Raw genomic sequence first — 17,696 nt, forward strand, 5'->3', positions numbered from 1 at the left:
CATGCTACCCGTTCGGGTGGCCGAAGTGCGCCAGCAGGCAAAGGTGGTGGCGGTTTGATGACGGGTGTACTGGTAGGGTTGATTGTGGGTGTGGGCATTGCCGTGGGCATGACCATGTACCTGAACCGTGCTTCTACGCCTTTCAGCAATCTGGAAAAAATGCAGGGCAAAGAGGAAGCTTCCTTGCCGGCAGCCGAGCTGTTGGAGCCCGGTGCCAAACTGGCTACGACGACTGCGCCGGTGCCCGCCCCGGCGCCGGTGCCTGCTGCCGTGCCTGCCGTGACGCCTGCCTCGGCTCCGGTTGCGGCGGTACAACCCAAGCCCGCTCCGGCTGACAGCGATGGCCAGCGTTTCGACTTCTACAAGATTCTTCCTGGTCAGCAAGAGGCGATTCAGCAAGATGGCAAATCGGCCGACGCGGCCACCCCGACACAAGCGCCGAGGTTGTTCTTGCAGGCTGGCGCCTTCCAGTCGGAAAGTGATGCAGACAATATGAAGGCAAAGCTGGCATTGATGGGTGTAGAAGCCAAGATTCAGTCGCTGAATTTGCCTGAAAAAGGTTTGGTGCATCGGGTGCGTGTTGGCCCGTTTGAGCGCCAGGAGGATGTTGATGCGCTGAAGGCCCGCCTGCGTCAGGAAGGTGTCGATGCATCGCTTGTAAAATTACCCGCCAAATAAGACGAAAGACCTGTCATGAAGAAGTGGTTGCTTGCTCTGATGTTTACCCTTACCGGTGTTGCCCATGCTGCGATCGTAGAGGGTAAAGACTACGTTGTCCTGCCCAAGCCCCAGCCAGTAGCGACGCCGGGCAAAGTGGAAGTGATCGAGTTTTTCTCTTATCACTGCATACATTGCTTCCATCTGGAGCCAGTGTTGGCGCCCTGGGCAAAAAAACTGCCTGCGACGGTGAGCTTCCGTCGTGAGCAGATTGTGTGGGGCGCGCAGATGGAGCCACTTGCGCGGCTGTTTGCCACGGTGAATGCGACGAAAACCATGGAGAAGCTGCATGCACCCGCACTGAAAGCCATGGTAGAGCAAAAAATCAACCTGGCGGACGAAGCTGCCTTGACCAAATGGCTTGCCACACAGCCTGGCGTGAATGTGCCTGCCTTCATGCAGACGTATAAATCTTTTGGTATCAATGCCCAGGTTGGCCGCGCCAGCAAAATGACCCGCGACTACGCTATTCAGGGGACGCCGACCATCGTAGTGGCGGGCAAGTATGCGACGATGGCTGCGGAACCTGCCCGATTGCTGCAAGTGGTGGATGAGCTGATCGTTAAGGCTCGCGGCAAGTAAGCTGCTGTGACGTGGCAGGCCGCCCCGCGATGGGCGGCCTGTTTCTTTACTCAAGACAAAAGGTTTTCTGTGGACTTTCTATTGCTCGCCAAGGCACTGCTCTTGGGTATTGTCGAGGGGATGACCGAGTTTCTGCCGGTGTCCAGTACCGGCCACCTGATCGTGGTGGCTGACCTGATCAATTTCCAGAACGAAGGCAAGGTATTTGAGATTGCCATCCAGTTTGGTGCCATTCTGGCCGTACTGTTTCAATATCGGGAGCGTTTTGTCTCGCTGGCCACCGGCATTACCCACGATGCCAAGGCGCAACGTTTTGCGGCCAACTTGCTGATTGCCTTCATGCCTGCCGCGGTGATGGGCTTGCTGTTTATCAAACAGATCAAGTTTTACCTGTTTAACCCGCTAAGCGTCGCCATGGCGTTGATTATCGGTGGTTTCGTGATTCTGCTGGCCGAGCGGCGTCAGCAGGTGGCGCGCATTCATAGTGTGGATGAGATTCGTGGCCGCGATGCCTTGAAAGTAGGGCTGGCACAGGTAGTGGCCATGATCCCTGGCACGTCCCGCTCTGGCGCTACCATTATTGGCGGTATGTTCTTTGGCCTGGACCGCAAAGTCGCCGCCGAGTTTTCGTTCTTCCTGGCTGTGCCAACCATGTTCGCCGCGACCGTGTACGACCTCTACAAGCACCGCGACCTGCTCTCCATGGCCGACTTCCCCATGTTTGCCGTGGGCTTCGTGGCGGCCTTCCTGAGTGCTCTGCTGGCGGTGCGTACCCTGGTCAAGTTTGTGGCCAACCACACCTATGAAATCTTTGCCTGGTATCGCATTGCGTTTGGCCTGGTGATTCTGGCGACATGGCATTTTGGCTTGGTGGCCTGGCACGTGTAAAAAAGCTTGACGTTATTATAGAGATCATCTATTATGCGTTCTCTCTGTCGCGGGATGGAGCAGTCTGGTAGCTCGTCGGGCTCATAACCCGAAGGTCGTAGGTTCAAATCCTGCTCCCGCAACCAAGTTTCAAAAAAGCCGTCAATCGTTGATTGACGGTTTTTTCATTTGCCGTAGCGGCTAAGCGTGGATACGTTGCAAACAAAACCCCTTTCAGTGCGAAAGGGGTTTTGTTTTTGGCCGCCACCGCCGCGCAGGCGGTGGCACCAGGTAGCATCAGATGCGGCGAGCCAGCTCTTCTGCCTTGCCCAGGTAGCTATCCGGGCTCAGGGCCAGCAGGCGTACTTTCTCGGCTTCCGGAATCTCCAAGCCTTTGATGAAGGCAGCCAGGGTGTCACGGGTAACGCCGTCTTTGCCGCGGGTCAGCTCTTTCAGCTGCTCGTACGGGTTAGGCACACCGTAACGGCGCATCACGGTCTGGATCGGCTCGGCCAGCAGTTCCCAGGTAGCATCCAGATCCGATGCCAGCATGGCCGGGTTGATTTCCAGCTTGTTCAGGCCTTTCATCAGCGCCTTGAAGCCCAGCAGGGTGTAGCCAAAGCCCACGCCCATATTGCGCAGCACAGTGGAGTCGGTCAGGTCACGCTGCCAGCGCGATACCGGCAGCTTTTCGGCCAGGTGCTGCAGGATGGCGTTGGCCAGACCGAAGTTGCCTTCCGAGTTTTCGAAGTCGATCGGGTTGACCTTGTGCGGCATGGTGGAGCTGCCCACTTCGTCTTTCTTCACTTTCTGCTTGAAGTAGCCCAGCGAGATGTAGCCCCAGATATCGCGGTCCAGGTCGATCAGGATGGTATTCACGCGGCTCAGGGTCTGGTACAGCTCGGCCATGTAGTCGTGTGGTTCGATCTGGATGGTGTACGGGTTGAAGGTGAGGCCCAGACCGCTGACGAAACGGCCAGCCAGGCTTTCCCAGTCTACGTTCGGGTAGGCCACGATATGGGCGTTGTAGTTGCCCACGGCGCCGTTGATCTTGCCCAGCAGCTCCTGTTTTACCAGCTGTTCGCGCTGGCGCTTCAGGCGGTAAACCACGTTGGCCAGCTCTTTACCCATGGTGGACGGGGTGGCAGGTTGGCCGTGGGTGCGGCACATCATCGGGATGGCGGCCTGGTCGTGGGCCAGCTGGCTCAGCTTGGTGATGACTTCGTCCAGCGCCGGCAGCATCACGGTGTTGCGTGCGGTTTTCAGCATCAGCGCGTGGCTGAGGTTGTTGATGTCTTCCGAGGTGCAGGCGAAGTGGATGAACTCGCTGGCGGCCATGACTTCCGGGTTACCGGACAGGCGCTCTTTCAGCCAGTACTCGATGGCTTTTACATCGTGGTTGGTACGTGCTTCGATGGCTTTGACTTCTTCACCATGCTGGATGGAGAAGTTGGCGATCACATCGTCGATTTCACGGATGGTGGCGTCAGAGAACGGCTTTACCTCCTCGATGCCCGGCTCGGCAGCCAGCATTTTCAGCCACTCCAGCTCTACTTTGATACGGGCTTTCATCAGGCCGTATTCGGAGAAGATGGTGCGCAGCGGTTCGGCTTGGCCAGAATAGCGGCCATCGAGCGGGGAGAGGGCGGTCAGCGTGGTCAGGTTCATCACTCAGTGCTTCCAGGTTGCTGGCCAGCGCGGGCTGGCCGGTTGCTTCAAAAAGAAATCTTCGGTGCTGGCTCAGGCTGCCAGCCGGCGCGCAATGCCTGCGGCCAGGGTGTCTGCCGCTTCTGCTTTGAAGCGGAAGAACAGCTCGGGTTCAATCATTTCCAGTTCCATGATGGCCAGTTGGCCGCGGTTGTCGCACACCATGTCCACCCGTGCGTACAGCACATCAAACGGTACGGCCGCGACGGCGGCCTCGGCAAAGCGGATTTCCTCGGTGCTGGCCTCGTAGCGGTGCACGGTGCCACCGTGGTCGTCCTGCACGCGGAAGTCGCCGGCTTTGGCGGTCTTGCGGATAGCGTGTGTGTATTGGCCATCGATGACCATCAGCGACAGCTCGCCCTGGCTCAGGATGTCGTGCTGGAAGGGTTGCAGCATCATGGCTTCTTGCTGCACCAGCTCGGCAAACGTGCACTCCAGCGCGGGGGCACCATCGGCTTGCAGCCGGTAGGTGTGACGCGCGGCGCCGGAAATGACAGGTTTGAGGATGACGTCTGGCCAGCCGCTATCGGTAATCACTTGTGCAAGCGTGCGCTTGTCGCCCACTTCGATATAGCAGGTGGGTACGGTATTGATACCGGCTTGTTGTAGGTCGGCCAGATAGTGTTTGTCGAGGTTCCAGTGAATCAGCCCGGCCTCGTTGAACAAACGGGTAGTCTGGCTAACCTTGGCTAGCCAGGGGGCAAACTCGTCAAAGCGGTGGAAGTAGTCCCAGGTGGTACGAAACACGGCAGCACGGCATTGTGTCCAGTCATAACCCGGTTCGGCCCAGTCTTTGCGGCCAACCTTCAGCCCCTGCTTTGCCAGTGCGCTGGTCACCAGGCCGTCTTCCAGGTGTACCTGGCGGCTGTACCAGTCTTGCTCGTCCAGTGCGAGCAGGGCGTTGTCGGTGAGTACAACGATATCGAATTGCATCGGTTAGCTTTCTGCTACACATGAAAAACGGGCGTACACGACGCCCGTTGCCAACGATTACATGCCCGGCAGCATGCCTTTCATGCCCTTCATCAGTTTCATGATGCCGCCTTTTGAAGAAAAGGCTTTCATCATTTTCTGCGTCTGCTCGAACTGCGCCAGCAGCCGGTTGACTTCTTGCACTGACACGCCAGAGCCGGTGGCGATGCGGCGTTTGCGGCTGGCTTTGATCAGCTCTGGTTTGCGGCGCTCTTCCATGGTCATCGAGTTGATGATGCCTTCGATGCGGCGCATGGATTTCTCTGCCTCGGCACCTTGCACGCCTTTGGCCAGCTGGCCGATTTCACCCGGCATTTTTTCCAGCAGGTTGGTCATGCCGCCCATTTTTTTCATCTGCTGCATCTGGGCTTTGAAGTCTTCCAGATCAAAGCCTTTGCCGGACTTCAGCTTCTTCGCCATCTTGGCGGCTTCGTCCTGGTCTATGCCTTTCTGGACGTCTTCAATCAGCGACAGTACGTCACCCATGCCCAGAATACGGCTGGCAAGACGGTCGGGGTGGAAGGGCTCCAGGCCGCTGATTTTTTCGCCCACGCCAATAAACTTGATCGGCTTGCCGGTAATGTGGCGTACCGACAGTGCAGCACCGCCGCGCGAGTCGCCGTCCATCTTGGTCAGCACCACGCCGGTCAGCGGCAGGGCTTCGTTGAAGGCCTGCGCCGTATTCACGGCATCCTGGCCTTGCATGGCATCCACCACGAATAGGGTTTCAATCGGCTTCAGGAAGGCGTGCAGCTCCTTGATCTCGGCCATCATGGCTTCGTCAATGGCCAGGCGACCGGCAGTATCCACCATCAGCACGTCAAAGAAGTGGCGTTTGGCGTAGTCCAGTGCGGCCTGGGCAATGGCCAGGGGCTTTTGGTCGCCGGCAGAGGGGAACCACTCTACGCCCACTTGCTCGGCCAGGGTTTTCAGCTGCTCGATGGCTGCCGGGCGGTAGACGTCGGCCGAGACCACCAGAATCTTTTTCTTCTGGGTGTCTTTCAGCAGTTTGGACAGCTTGCCCACGGTGGTGGTTTTACCGGCACCCTGCAGGCCCGCCATCAGGATAATGGCTGGCGGTACGGCGGCCAGGTTCAACGCATCGTTTTTCTCGCCCATCAGTTTGACGAGTTCTTCATTCACCACGCCGATGAGCGCCTGGCTCGGGGTCAGGCTGCCCAGGACTTCCTGGCCCAGTGCCCGCTCCTTGACCTGGTTAATGAAGGTCTTTACCACTGGCAGGGCGACATCGGCCTCCAGCAGGGCCATGCGCACTTCGCGCAAGGCGTCTTGTATATTCGTTTCCGAGATCCGTGCCTGACCGCGCAAGGTTTTCAGCGCACTGGTGAGGCGTGAGGTAAGGTTGTCAAGCATGGGATATCCTTATGGTCTGCCAAGCACTCCCGGCTTGGTGTAGACTTCTGCAATCGTTCATTTTACCACGACCCGGTTCCGGTTCGTTGAGCTCCCACATTCCATGAGCGGATTCCTCTTCATTTTGCTAATTCTGCTGGCCTGCGGTTACCTGGGGCTGTCCTGGCATTTTCTGGCGCACTGGCGCGGTGTCGCAAGCTGGCAGCGCCTGCCGGTGAGCGAGCATTCGCTGCTGGGTGTGCTGTTGCTCATGCATGCCGCCATGCTGGCCATGCCGGTGCTGCAAGACGGTGGCGTGCGTTTGGGCGTTGGATCGGTATTGTCACTGCTGAGCTGGATCATGCTGCTGATTTTCTGGACGGGCAGCTATTTTGCCCGCATGGAAGGGTTGCAGATCTTCCTGGTGCCGCTGGCTGCTATCGGCATCCTGATGGCCGAGGTGCTGCCTATACCGCATACGCTGTACGCCGTGGATAACCTGCCGTTCATGCTGCACCTGCTTGTGTCGCTGTTGGCATATAGCCTGTTTGCCATTGGTGCCATGCTGGCGGTGCTGATGTTGTTGCAGGAGCGCGCCTTGCACCATAAGCGTTTTGCCCTGGCCAGACAGATGCCTCCTCTGTTGGTGCTGGAAAACCTGATGTTCCAGACGCTAGGTACCGGTTTTATCCTGTTGACCCTGAGCCTGGTCAGTGGGGTGTTTTTTGCCGAAGAGGTATTTGGCAGGGCGGTGCCGATGAATCACAAAGTGATCTTCGGTTTGTTGTCCTGGCTGGTGTTTGGCAGCCTGCTAGTTGGCCGCAAGCTGCATGGCTGGCGCGGCCGTCTGGCCATACGCTGGACGCTGGCTGGCTTCGCACTGTTACTTTTTGGCTATATCGGTAGCAAGATTGTTTTGGAGTTTGTTTTACACCGCTATTGAGCTTTTGGCATATTGGGTCAGCGGCAGGCATCTGTGCCGTAATCACATGTTTCTATAAGGAGTAGTTATGAAGAAATGGATTATTGGCCTGTTTGCCATGCTGATGTCGGTAGCTGCCCTGGCCGCAGTGAACGTGAATACGGCTACTCAGCAAGAGCTGGAAACGTTGAAAGGCATTGGCCCGGTGAAAGCCAAGGCCATTATTGATTACCGTAGCAAAAATGGCCCGTTCAAAAGCCAGGCTGACTTGGTGAATGTGCCAGGCATCGGCGAGAAGACGGTAGAAAAGCTGAAGGCTGATCTGGCAGTCAGCGGCGGTACCAGTACTGCCGCTGCCAAAGTCGCTGCAAAAGGTACTGCTACCACGGCAACGACTGCGGCTGCGCAACAGGCAGGCAAGCAGGCCAAGCCGGCAGCACCCGCAGCACCGGCGCCTGCGGCTAAAAAGCCCTGATGCGTATGTGCTTCAGACAAAAGCCCGGCATGCCGGGCTTTTTTTGTTATGCCGCGCACGCGACGGGCAGCATCGTACATCCAGGCAACTAGTCCTGCTTGCCAAACAAAGCCAGCGCACGCTCGCGCTGGATGGCGTGATCCACAATCGGCTCCGGATAGGTCTGGCCCAGTACGAAACCAAGAGGTAGCTGTTTGGCCAGCCATGGCGCGTGGATAGCTTTGTTATCCAGTGCGGCCAACTGTGGCAGGTAGCGCCGGATGAATTTCCCCTCCGGATCAAACTTTTCTGATTGGCTGACCGGGTTGAAGATACGGAAATATGGCTGGGCATCGCAGCCAGTGGATGCCGCCCACTGCCAGCCACCATTGTTCGCCGCCAAGTCAAAATCCATCAGCTTTGCCGCAAAGTAGGCTTCTCCCCAGCGCCAATCTATCAGCAAGTCTTTTACCAAAAAGCTGGCCACAATCATGCGCAGCCGATTGTGCATATAGCCAGTCTGGTTTAGCTGGCACATGGCAGCATCCACAATCGGATAACCTGTGCGCCCTTCGCACCAGGCTTCAAACCAGTGCGGCTCACCCGGGAACTGTAAGGTGCGATACGCAGGCTTGAAGCTTTCGGTGGCAGCTTGTGGGTAGTGCCACAGCAGCTGCTGGTAAAACTCGCGCCAGATCAGCTCGTTGAGCCAGCAGCCTGCCCCCTCGTTGTCTTGTGAAATGGCCAGCGACACCGCTTCACGTACCGATACGGTACCAAAGCGCAAATGTACCGACAGGCCGGAGACACCGGGTTCGCCCGGAAAGTCGCGCAGGGTGTGGTAGTGCGGCAACTTGCGAGCAAAGCGGGCTAGCAAGCCCAGCCCGGCTTCGCGCCCAGGCTTGGCCGCAGGGGTGATCGATGGTGCACCAAAACCGAGCTCACTCAGTGTGGGCATAGGTGATATGGCTTCCCCTGGCTTGCCCCACTGTGCTTTGCCCGAATCCGGGTAGGGTAAGGCCAGACCGTTATGAAAGCGCTTGCGCCAAGCCCGCATATACGGCGTGAACACCGTGTAGGGTTTGTTCTGGCCGGTCAGTAGTTCGTCGCACTCAAAAATCACCTGGTCTTTGCACAAAACCAGCGCACTACCCCCAGCCATCAGACTGTTGGCCACCTGCGCGTCCCGGCTGCGCGCGTAGGGCTCGTAGTCGCGATTGGCGTAAACGGTTTGGCAGCCCAGAGCTTGCGCTTGAGCGGGGAGCAGCACCGCCGGGTCGCCGTGCAACACTAAAAGATCACCGCCTCGCGCTTGCAGCGCCAGTTTGAGTTCGCCAACGGCATGGTGAATAAACCCCAGCCGCGCATCATCCCGCGGCAGTTGCGTCAGGATCGTGCTGTCAAACACGAATACGCCATAGACTACGTCGGCGTGATGGCACGCTTCCAGCAGGGCGGCGTTATCAAACAGACGTAGGTCGCGCCGGAACCAAACTAGTGATTTCGATAGAGTCATGTTGGATTGATCTTGTGTGTCAAATGCAACAGCTTGGTCTGCAAGCATGTTTTTTGTTGCTGCCGTGCAACTGTTGCTGAGGGGTTAATGTCTATTAAAAACATGAGCTTACTGTGTTTTTTCTGCTTGTATACAAACTGCAGTGACCAAAAAAACCTCACTAAAGCTTTGTTTTTTTGCAACGGTGCATTTATATTCCAATCCAGATACCGCCGGTTAACCGGTGGTCAAGACAGCCCGCCCGGCACCCACAAAACGTGTCGGCTACTTATCGGGCAGTGTACATGACCTCGAAAGGAACACACATGAAGAAGCTGATCGTACTGGCTACTCTGGCTGCTCTGCCTGCTGCTGCAATGGCTGACGTAACTATCTCCGGTAACCTGGCTGTTGTTACTGTTAACTCCAAAGTTGACGGCCAAGCTTCCCAAAACGATATGGGCCGTAACGCTGGTCAGATCGTATTCGCTGGTAGCGACGATCTGGGCAACGGCCTGAAATCCATCTGGCAAGTTGCCAACCGCGTTGACCCGGCTGGCGATGAAAGCGGCACCAAGGCTCAGTGGGGCAACCGTGACACTTTCGTTGGTGTAAAAGGCAGCTTCGGTACCGTGAAACTGGGTCTGAACTCCAACCCGACCAACTCCGGCGTTGGCGCAGCAGCTGACGTGTTTACCGAACTGGCTGTTGACGGTGGTGATGACGGTTCTTACAAAGCCGGTGAAGCTCGCTACAAGCACTCCATCCGTTTTGACGCTCCTGAAGTGGCTGGCCTGAAAGTGTCCGTAGCTCACGGTATTAAAGAAGCTGGTACAACTGATCTGCAAAAGCACGCTACTGGTCTGGGTGTGACTTACTCGGTAGCTGGTGTCGAGCTGGGTTACGCTAGCGACAGCCGCAAAGACGGCAGTGTTGTTGGTAAAACCGATCGCAATGACCAGTTCTCCGCATCCGGTGCTTTTGGTGATGTAGGTGTGGCATTTGGTTATGCTAAAACTAAAACTGCACAAGCTGCTGGTGGTTTCAAGAAGACTGCTGGTTACGGTGTAAGCGCTACCTACGCTATGGGTAACGTAACTCCTGCAATCGGCTACTGGAAAGAGCAAGACTCCAAGACTAACGGCCTGAAGGCAAACGACGACTTCAATGTAGTTACTCTGGGTGTTAACTACGCACTGTCCAAGCGTACCAACGCTGGCGTTGAATTCCAGAAACAGTCCGACAAAGGCAGCACCACCAATACCGGTGTTCGCAAGTTCGCTGTTTACCTGGGTACCAGCTTCTAATCGTTTCTTGCAAACGGTTTGACTGTAAAAAGGCTGCTTCGGCAGCCTTTTTTTATGGCGAAATCCAATTGGCTTTGCAGTAAAGTACACAATGCCTGCTGATGGCTGACCGCTTCAGTCGTATAATCGGCTTAACTCACTTTCAAGTACTGATGTCTATGGACGCTGCTTCGATTTCCGGTCTCGGTCGTGCTTTGGTGCAAAGCGAACATCTGTTGGTGCAGGATGCTGAAAGTATCCAGCGCCAGGCGCAGGCATCCGGTATAACCTTTGTCGAGCAACTGGTACTCAGCAAAAAGCTGACCCCGCTGGTGATCGCCAAGTTTGCTTCCAGCATGTTTGGTTTGCCGTTGCTGGATTTATCTACCGTCAGTAGTGACAGCCTGCCCAAAGGGGTGGTGGATGATGAGCTGGTAGCGGGCAAGCGCTTATTGCCATTGTATAAGCGCGGTACGCGTTTGTTTGTGGGCACGTCGGACCCCACGCAGACCGCTGCGTTTCACGCCATTACCTTCAAGACCGGGCTGACCGTTGATGTGGTGGTGGTGGAAGACGACAAGCTGGGCAAGCTGGTTGGCCGCTATAGCGAAAATGCTGCGGTAGCGGCGTTCAACAGCATGGCGGCGGACGAGTTCGGCGAGCTGGAAATTGCCGACCCGGATACCGAGGCGGTGCCGGATGGCATGCCGGACGTCGACGATGCGCCGGTGGTGAAGTTCGTGAACAAGATTTTGCTGGATGCGATTAACGGCGGCGCCTCGGATATCCATTTTGAGCCCTACGAGCGTTTTTACCGCGTGCGTTACCGTATTGATGGCAACCTGAAAGAGATCGTGCAGCCGCCGCTGTCGATCAAAGAAAAGATCGCCTCGCGTATCAAGGTGGTCTCGCGCATGGATATTTCCGAAAAGCGCGTACCGCAGGATGGCCGTCTGAAACTGAAGATTTCCAGTACCAAAGCGGTAGACTTCCGGGTGAGTACTCTGCCCACGCTGTACGGCGAGAAAATCGTGATGCGTATTCTGGACGCCTCGGCCGCCTCGCTGGATATCGAGCAGCTAGGCTTTGAGCCCAGCCAGAAAGCTTTGCTGTTGCGTGCCATTGAGCGACCCTATGGCATGGTGCTGGTCACCGGGCCGACGGGTAGTGGTAAGACGGTTTCCCTGTATACCTGTCTGAATATTCTGAACAAGCCAGATACCAATATTTCTACTGCAGAAGACCCGGTGGAAATCAACTTGCCGGGTATCAATCAGGTGAATGTGAACGAGCGTGCGGGTCTGACCTTTGCCTCGGCCTTGCGCTCGTTTCTGCGTCAGGATCCGGATGTGATCATGGTGGGTGAGATTCGCGACTTTGAAACAGCGGATATTTCCATCAAGGCCGCCCAGACCGGCCACATGGTGTTTTCTACCCTGCATACCAATAATGCACCCGCCACGCTGACCCGCTTGTTGAACATGGGCGTGGCACCTTTCAATATTGCCAGCTCGGTCTTGCTGATCATGGCACAGCGTTTGGCGCGCAAGCTGTGCAGCCACTGCAAAAAGCCGGTGGATATCCCGCACGAGGCGCTGCTGCGTGCCGGTTTCGCCGAGGAAGAGCTGGATGGCAGCTGGCAGCCTTATGGTCCGGTGGGCTGCGATGAGTGTCGTGGCTCCGGCTATAAAGGGCGTACCGGTATCTATGAAGTGATGCCGATTACCGATGCCATGGTGCGTTTGATCATGTCGGACGGTAACGCTATCGACATTGCCGATCTGGCCAAAAAAGAGGGCATGGTCGATTTGCGTCACGCAGGCTTGCTGAAGGTGAAGCGGGGGGTGACCTCGCTGACTGAAATTGAAGCCGTTACCAACGAATAACAGAAAGTAAACCGGCACTATGGCGGAAGCTGCACTGAAAAAGCCCTCCTCGGCGATCTGGAACTGGGAAGGCAAGGACAAGACCGGCAAGGTGATCCGGGGCGAGATTCGTGCCGAGTCCGAGACGGTGGCCAAAGCGCAGTTGCGCCGCCAGGGTATCAATGCCACCAAGGTCAGCAAAAAACGGGCGGGTTTTGGCAAGCGCATTACCGAGCGGGACGTAGCCCTGTTTACCCGGCAGCTGGCCACCATGATGAAAGCTGGCGTACCGCTGTTGCAGGCGTTTGACATTAGCGCCAAGGGGCACAGTAACGCGGCTTTTACCAAGATTTTGCTGGATGTGCGCTCCGAGGTGGAAACCGGTAGCAACCTGGCCGATGCCTTTCGCAAATACCCGGTGTACTTCGATAACCTGTTTTGTAATCTGATTGCTGCCGGTGAAACCGGTGGTGTGCTGGATTCGCTGCTTGACAAGCTGGCGACTTACAAAGAAAAAATCATTGCCATCAAGGGCAAGATCAAGTCGGCGATGATTTACCCGTCGGCCATTATCGTTACCGCCTTTGTGATCACTGCCGTGATCCTGATCTACGTTATTCCTGCGTTCAAAGAGCTGTTTTCCAGCTTTGGTGCCGATTTGCCGGCGCCAACCCAGTTGGTGATCTGGCTGTCCGACTTGTTTGTCGAGTATTGGTGGCTGATTTTCGGCGGGATAGGCGGCACGATCTGGGCGCTGGTGACCGCCTACAAGCGCTCGCCGTCCATGCAGGTCAGCGCAGACCGCTTGCTGCTGCGCGTGCCCATTATTGGCGAGATCGTGCGTAAAGCCACTATTGCGCGCTGGTCTCGCACCCTGTCTACGCTGTTTACCGCTGGTGTGCCTTTGGTAGAGGCACTAGATTCGGTGGCTGGTGCGGCCGGCAACCAGGTGTACGCGGATGCCACCAAAATTATCCAGGCTGATGTCAGTGCCGGCTCTACGCTGAATTTTTCCATGCAGCGCAGCAACCTCTTTCCCAATATGGTGCTGCAAATGACCTCGATCGGCGAAGAGTCCGGTGCGCTGGATGACATGCTGGACAAGGTGGCTGACTTTTATGAAGAAGAGGTCGATAACGCGGTAGCCGCGCTGTCCAGCCTGCTGGAGCCCATGATCATGGTGATTCTGGGCGTGCTGATTGGTGGACTGGTGGTGGCAATGTACATGCCGATTTTCAAGATGGGTCAGGTGGTGGGCTAATGCTGGATGGACTGATGTTATTGCCTGCTGCGTGGCAGATTGCTTTTGCGCTGGTGCTGGGCTTGCTGGTAGGCAGTTTTCTGAATGTGCTGATACATCGCTTGCCATTGATGCTGGAGCGCCAGTGGCAGCAAGAGTGTGCGGCCTTGCAGGGCCAGGCGTTACCGGCTGCGGCCAACTACAACCTTTTTTACCCACCTTCCGCCTGTGTGCATTGCCACACGCCTATCCGTGCCTGGCAGAACATCCCGGTGCTGAGCTACCTGTGGCAGCGCGGGCGCTGTGCTAGCTGTGGCGGGGCCATTGCCTGGCGCTATCCCCTGGTAGAACTGGTTGCCGGTGTGGTGTTTGCTGCTTTTGCCGCACAGCTGGGGCTGGGCTGGCCATGGTTGGCCGCATGTTGCTTCAGCATGTTGTTGCTGGCGCTAGCGCTGATCGACGCCAAGACACAATTACTGCCTGATGACCTGACCCTGTTGTTGCTGTGGGCGGGCTTGCTGTTCAGCCTGCTTGGGGTGACAGTGCCTTTAGCCGATGCGGTGGTGGGCGCCATGGCCGGGTATCTCACCCTGTGGGGTATTTACTGGCTGTTCAAGCTGGTTACCGGTAAAGAAGGCATGGGCTATGGCGACTTCAAACTGTTGGCCGCACTGGGGGCCTGGCTAGGCTGGAGCATGCTGCCACTGGTCGTGTTGCTCTCTTCGCTGGTCGGGGCGCTGTTTGGCCTGCTGATGATGGCGCTGCAGCGCCACGATCGTGGTCAAGCCATGCCGTTTGGCCCTTATCTGGCGGCAGCCGGCATGATTGCTTTTGTCTGGGGCAAGCCGATAGTGGCTTGGTATGCCGGTGCCTAGCCCGGTAGTGGGGCTGACGGGCGGCATTGGCTGTGGCAAAAGTGCCGTAGCCAGGCTGTTTGGCGAGCATGGCATCCCCTGTGTGGATACCGATACCGTGGCCCACACGCTAACCGCGCCGGGTGGTGCAGCCATGCCTGCCATCGTGGCGGCATTCGGTGCCGGCATGCAGCAGGCGGACGGTGCGATGAACCGTGCAGCCATGCGCGAGCTCGTGTTTGCCCAGCCAGCACAGCGGCAAGTGCTGGAAGGTATCTTGCATCCGATGATTCATGCCGAAAGCCTGCGTCAGCTGGCACAGCTGTCGGCACCTTACTGTTTGTTGGCGGTGCCTTTGCTGTTTGAAAGCCAGCGTTACCAGCAGCATATTGCCCGCAGTTTGCTGGTGGATTGTGCGGTACCCACGCAAATAGAACGGGTCATGGCGCGCAATGGCATGACCGAGGCGCAAGTGCGTGCCATCATCGCTGCGCAGATGAGCCGGGAGCAGCGTTTGGCCTTGGCGGACGATGTTTTACCCAACAATGGCGATCTGGCCGAGCTTGCGCTTCTAGTTGCTGCCAAACATCGTTATTATCTAGCCTGCTTTGGCATTGCCGATCCGGCATGACATCTAATCAACGGACAGCTGCTGTGACCAGTTTCGAGTTTCCCTTAGTAGAACGTACTCGCACTTTGCTTCGACTGGAGCAGGTATACCAGCGTCTGGTGTTTTTCATTGCCCAGCAAGAAAGCTATGCACACCATGCTGCGCTGATGTCGCTGTTCGAGGTGCTGGAGGCTGCCGGGCGTACCGAGCTGAAGTCTGACCTGCTGCAAGAGTTGGAGCGTCAGAAGCTGAATCTCGAATCACTGCGTGATAACCCGGTTGTGCAGCAGGAAGCGCTGGAAGCGCAGCTGGAAGAGATCGAGCGCACCATGAGCAGCCTGCTGGAGATCACCGGCAAGTTTGGCCAGCATTTGCGCGAGAACGAATGGCTGATGGCGATCAAGCAGCGCTCCGTGATTCCGGGTGGTACCTGCCAGTATGATTTGCCGTCGTACCACTTGTGGCTACAGCGTGATAGCGAGCAGCGCCGTGCCGACTTGCAGCGTTGGGCTGCGCCACTGATGCCGACGGCGGCTGCGGCCAACATTTTGCTGAAGCTGCTGCGTGATAGTGGCAAGACGCACGCCTACACCGCCCGGCGGGGGGCGTTCCAGCAGATGTCCGGTGGCAAAGTCGTGCAGCTGATCCGTGTGGGTTTCGACCGTAGCCTGCAGATCGTGCCGGAAGTATCGGCCAACAAATACGCCATCAATGTCCGTTTCATCCACGCTGCCACTGGCGAAGTTCGTGCGCGCCAGGTAGAGGATGACGTGGATTTCACTCTGACCTATTGCAAGTTTTGACCATGACAACAACACGTACCGTGGCGTGCCCGCAGTGCAAGGCAGCCGTGCCGTGGGGCCCGCAAAGCCCGTTCCGCCCCTTTTGCAGCGAACGCTGCCGCTTGATAGATCTGGGCCAGTGGGCCAATGAAGAATATCGTGTGCCGGTGTCCGGCGATGACCCGATGAAAGAGCTGGACTCGCTCTAGGCTGCATTGCACCGCACAAAAGCAAAAGCGCTGCCTGGGCAGCGCTTTTTCATGGTTGGCCGCATCTGGCCAACCTCAGGTACGGGCGATGACCGCGCCCTGCGCAAAGTAGGTGCGTACGCCGGACATGATGGCTTCGGCCATGTCCTGCTGGAACGCCGGGTCAACCAGCTTGCGCTCTTCCTCCGGGTGGCTGATGAAGGCGGTCTCTACCAGGATGGACGGAATATCCGGTGCTTTCAGTACGGCAAAACCGGCTTGCTCTACCTTTTCCTTGTGCAGCTTGTTCAGGCTGCCCATTTTGCCCAGTACGGCTTTGCCCAGCTTCAGGCTGTCGTTGATGGTGGCGGTCTGGGTCAGGTCGAACAGGGTATGTGCCAGGTATTTGTCTTTGCCGGCAATTTTTACCCCGCCAATCATATCGGCATCGTTCTGTGTTTTGGCCAGCAGGCGCGCCATGGTACTGGTCGCGCCGTTTTCCGACAGGGCAAACACGGACGAGCCGCGCGCGGTGCGGTTTTCTACCGCGTCGGCGTGCACCGAGATAAACAGATCGGCGCCGATCTTGCGTGCTTTGGCTACCCGTACGCCCAGTGGCAGGAAGACATCCTCGTCACGCGTCAGGTAGGCCTTCATGTTTTTTTCGGCATCCACCAGCTTTTTCAGCTGGCGGCTAATGCGCAACACCACGTCTTTTTCGCGTGTACCGCTCGGGCCGACTGCACCAGGGTCTTCGCCGCCGTGGCCCGGGTCGATCATGATCACCACGGGTCGGGCGGGGTCGGTCTTGCCCTTGTTGCCGCGCGGGGCGTTGTTGTCCAGCTGGCCTTTGTTGTAGTCCTGAAGCAGGGCCAGCAGCGGGTCATCCTGCTGCGCGTTGGCCGGGTACAGGTCTACTACCAGGCGGTGCTGGTATTCGCCCACCGGTTTGAGCGAGAAAATCTGTGGCTTTACCTCGTTGCGCAGGTCCAGCACCAGGCGCACGGTGTTGCCGTTGAACTGGCCGGCGCGTGCGGTGCGGATGAACGGGTCTGCAGACTGGATCTGCCCGCTGATATCCTGCAGGACGCCGGTGAGCTGTACGTCTTCCAGATCGATGACCAGCCGGTTCGGGTTGGCCAGGGCAAAGTGCTTGTAGCGGATCTCGCTGCCCGCCTCGATGGTCAGGCGGGTGTAGGTAGACGATGGCCACACCCGTACCGCCACGATCTGGCTGCTGGCAGCCAGGCCAGCGCGGCTGACGGTAAGCAGAAAGGTGGCCGCTGCCGCGCCGATCAGCTTGCGGCGCAGTGCGTCATGAAGCGCTTGAGACATACGTGTCCTGTTTCACTGTGGGCATGAAGGCGATAGCTGCGACCATCGCCATCCACACTAAGTTTCAGTACCAGATCCGGCTCGGGCAGCACGCCGGCGGCTTTGTCGGGCCATTCGATCACGCAGAGGGTATCGTCGGCAAAGTAATCGGCAAAGCCGGCGTCGTACCATTCTTCCGGGTCGTTAAAGCGGTAAAGGTCGAAATGGTGCAGAGTGAGTGCCGGTAGCGTGTAGCTTTCTACCAGCGTGTAGGTTGGGCTTTTTACCCGCCCGTGATAGCCCAGGCCCTGCAGCAGGCCGCGCGTGAACGTGGTTTTGCCGGCCCCCAGGTTGCCATCCAGCTGTAGCTGCAGCCCGCCGGACAGCGCGCTGGCTAGCTGATGGCCCAGCTGCAAAGTAGCGGCTTCATCGGCAAGGTAGCCGGCCCCGACACTGGTATCATCCGTTGCCATGAGTGGAATATCCTG

General features: G+C 57.4%; 18 protein-coding genes and 1 tRNA gene. 13 read left to right on the plus strand and 6 right to left on the minus strand.

The window, feature by feature from the left end; all coding sequences use genetic code 11:
• Positions 1–57: 57 nt before the first annotated feature.
• The 4 genes from ACZ9XP_RS07495 to ACZ9XP_RS07510 all read left to right on the plus strand — a co-directional run bounded on the left by ACZ9XP_RS07495 (position 58) and on the right by ACZ9XP_RS07510 (position 2,312).
• Positions 58–678, plus strand: a complete 621-nt coding sequence (locus ACZ9XP_RS07495; protein ID WP_147682549.1) for an SPOR domain-containing protein — start codon at positions 58–60, stop codon at positions 676–678.
• A 15-nt stretch (positions 679–693) separates the two neighbouring features.
• Complete coding sequence (locus tag ACZ9XP_RS07500; RefSeq protein WP_147682550.1) at positions 694–1,299, plus strand: thiol:disulfide interchange protein DsbA/DsbL; 606 nt, start codon at positions 694–696, stop codon at positions 1,297–1,299.
• Between the two features lie 69 nt (positions 1,300–1,368).
• Entirely contained in the window at positions 1,369–2,187 is an 819-nt protein-coding gene (locus tag ACZ9XP_RS07505; RefSeq protein WP_147682551.1) for an undecaprenyl-diphosphate phosphatase, read from the plus strand.
• A gap of 48 nt (positions 2,188–2,235) precedes the next feature.
• Positions 2,236–2,312: transfer RNA gene (locus ACZ9XP_RS07510), tRNA-Met, on the plus strand.
• 151 nt (positions 2,313–2,463) lie between these two features.
• On the opposite strand, the gene purB is transcribed toward ACZ9XP_RS07510, so the two are convergent.
• From purB to ffh, 3 genes are all read right to left on the minus strand, one after another.
• Positions 2,464–3,834, minus strand: coding sequence for an adenylosuccinate lyase (gene purB / locus ACZ9XP_RS07515; RefSeq protein WP_147682846.1), 1,371 nt, complete (start codon positions 3,832–3,834; stop codon positions 2,464–2,466).
• Between the two features lie 72 nt (positions 3,835–3,906).
• Positions 3,907–4,806, minus strand: a complete 900-nt coding sequence (locus ACZ9XP_RS07520) for an ATP-grasp domain-containing protein (RefSeq protein ID WP_465188225.1) — start codon at positions 4,804–4,806, stop codon at positions 3,907–3,909.
• A 57-nt stretch (positions 4,807–4,863) separates the two neighbouring features.
• Positions 4,864–6,219, minus strand: a complete 1,356-nt coding sequence (gene ffh / locus ACZ9XP_RS07525; protein WP_147682553.1) for a signal recognition particle protein — start codon at positions 6,217–6,219, stop codon at positions 4,864–4,866.
• 103 nt (positions 6,220–6,322) lie between these two features.
• Between ffh and ACZ9XP_RS07530 the strand changes: the two genes are divergently transcribed.
• Entirely contained in the window at positions 6,323–7,141 is an 819-nt protein-coding gene (locus ACZ9XP_RS07530) for a cytochrome c biogenesis protein CcsA (RefSeq protein WP_170253510.1), read from the plus strand.
• A gap of 67 nt (positions 7,142–7,208) precedes the next feature.
• Positions 7,209–7,595, plus strand: coding sequence for a ComEA family DNA-binding protein (locus ACZ9XP_RS07535; protein WP_465188226.1), 387 nt, complete (start codon positions 7,209–7,211; stop codon positions 7,593–7,595).
• Between the two features lie 88 nt (positions 7,596–7,683).
• On the opposite strand, the gene ACZ9XP_RS07540 is transcribed toward ACZ9XP_RS07535, so the two are convergent.
• Complete coding sequence (locus ACZ9XP_RS07540) at positions 7,684–9,090, minus strand: cryptochrome/photolyase family protein (protein WP_147682555.1); 1,407 nt, start codon at positions 9,088–9,090, stop codon at positions 7,684–7,686.
• A gap of 305 nt (positions 9,091–9,395) precedes the next feature.
• On the opposite strand from ACZ9XP_RS07540, the gene ACZ9XP_RS07545 reads away from it, so the two are divergent.
• From ACZ9XP_RS07545 to yacG, 7 genes are all read left to right on the plus strand, one after another.
• Complete coding sequence (locus ACZ9XP_RS07545; protein ID WP_170253512.1) at positions 9,396–10,376, plus strand: porin; 981 nt, start codon at positions 9,396–9,398, stop codon at positions 10,374–10,376.
• Positions 10,377–10,528: 152 nt separating this feature from the next.
• Positions 10,529–12,241: a type IV-A pilus assembly ATPase PilB gene (gene pilB, locus ACZ9XP_RS07550; RefSeq protein WP_465188227.1), complete on the plus strand. Its 1,713-nt coding sequence runs from the start codon at positions 10,529–10,531 to the stop codon at positions 12,239–12,241.
• Between the two features lie 19 nt (positions 12,242–12,260).
• Positions 12,261–13,481 carry a type II secretion system F family protein gene (locus ACZ9XP_RS07555; protein ID WP_147682557.1) on the plus strand — a complete coding sequence of 407 codons (1,221 nt, stop codon included), beginning with the start codon at positions 12,261–12,263 and terminating at the stop codon, positions 13,479–13,481.
• On the plus strand, positions 13,481–14,335 hold the full coding sequence (locus tag ACZ9XP_RS07560) for a prepilin peptidase (RefSeq protein WP_147682558.1): 855 nt from the start codon (positions 13,481–13,483) through the stop codon (positions 14,333–14,335). The genes ACZ9XP_RS07555 and ACZ9XP_RS07560 overlap by 1 nt, the downstream gene beginning before the upstream one ends.
• Complete coding sequence (coaE, locus tag ACZ9XP_RS07565; RefSeq protein ID WP_170253514.1) at positions 14,322–14,945, plus strand: dephospho-CoA kinase; 624 nt, start codon at positions 14,322–14,324, stop codon at positions 14,943–14,945. Before ACZ9XP_RS07560 ends, coaE begins: the two co-directional genes overlap by 14 nt.
• Complete coding sequence (gene zapD / locus ACZ9XP_RS07570; RefSeq protein WP_240803358.1) at positions 14,942–15,727, plus strand: cell division protein ZapD; 786 nt, start codon at positions 14,942–14,944, stop codon at positions 15,725–15,727. The genes coaE and zapD overlap by 4 nt, the downstream gene beginning before the upstream one ends.
• A gap of 2 nt (positions 15,728–15,729) precedes the next feature.
• On the plus strand, positions 15,730–15,915 hold the full coding sequence (yacG, locus tag ACZ9XP_RS07575) for a DNA gyrase inhibitor YacG (protein ID WP_147682559.1): 186 nt from the start codon (positions 15,730–15,732) through the stop codon (positions 15,913–15,915).
• Positions 15,916–15,990: 75 nt separating this feature from the next.
• Here yacG and ACZ9XP_RS07580 read toward each other — a convergent pair whose 3' ends face one another.
• Positions 15,991–17,229 carry an N-acetylmuramoyl-L-alanine amidase gene (locus ACZ9XP_RS07580; protein WP_147682560.1) on the minus strand — a complete coding sequence of 413 codons (1,239 nt, stop codon included), beginning with the start codon at positions 17,227–17,229 and terminating at the stop codon, positions 15,991–15,993.
• The gene (tsaE, locus tag ACZ9XP_RS07585; protein WP_147682561.1) at positions 17,190–17,681 is read right to left on the minus strand and encodes a tRNA (adenosine(37)-N6)-threonylcarbamoyltransferase complex ATPase subunit type 1 TsaE; all 492 of its coding nucleotides are present in this window, start codon (positions 17,679–17,681) and stop codon (positions 17,190–17,192) included. The genes ACZ9XP_RS07580 and tsaE overlap by 40 nt, the downstream gene beginning before the upstream one ends.
• Positions 17,682–17,696 lie beyond the last annotated feature (15 nt).

The organism is Vogesella perlucida (assembly GCF_979366545.1).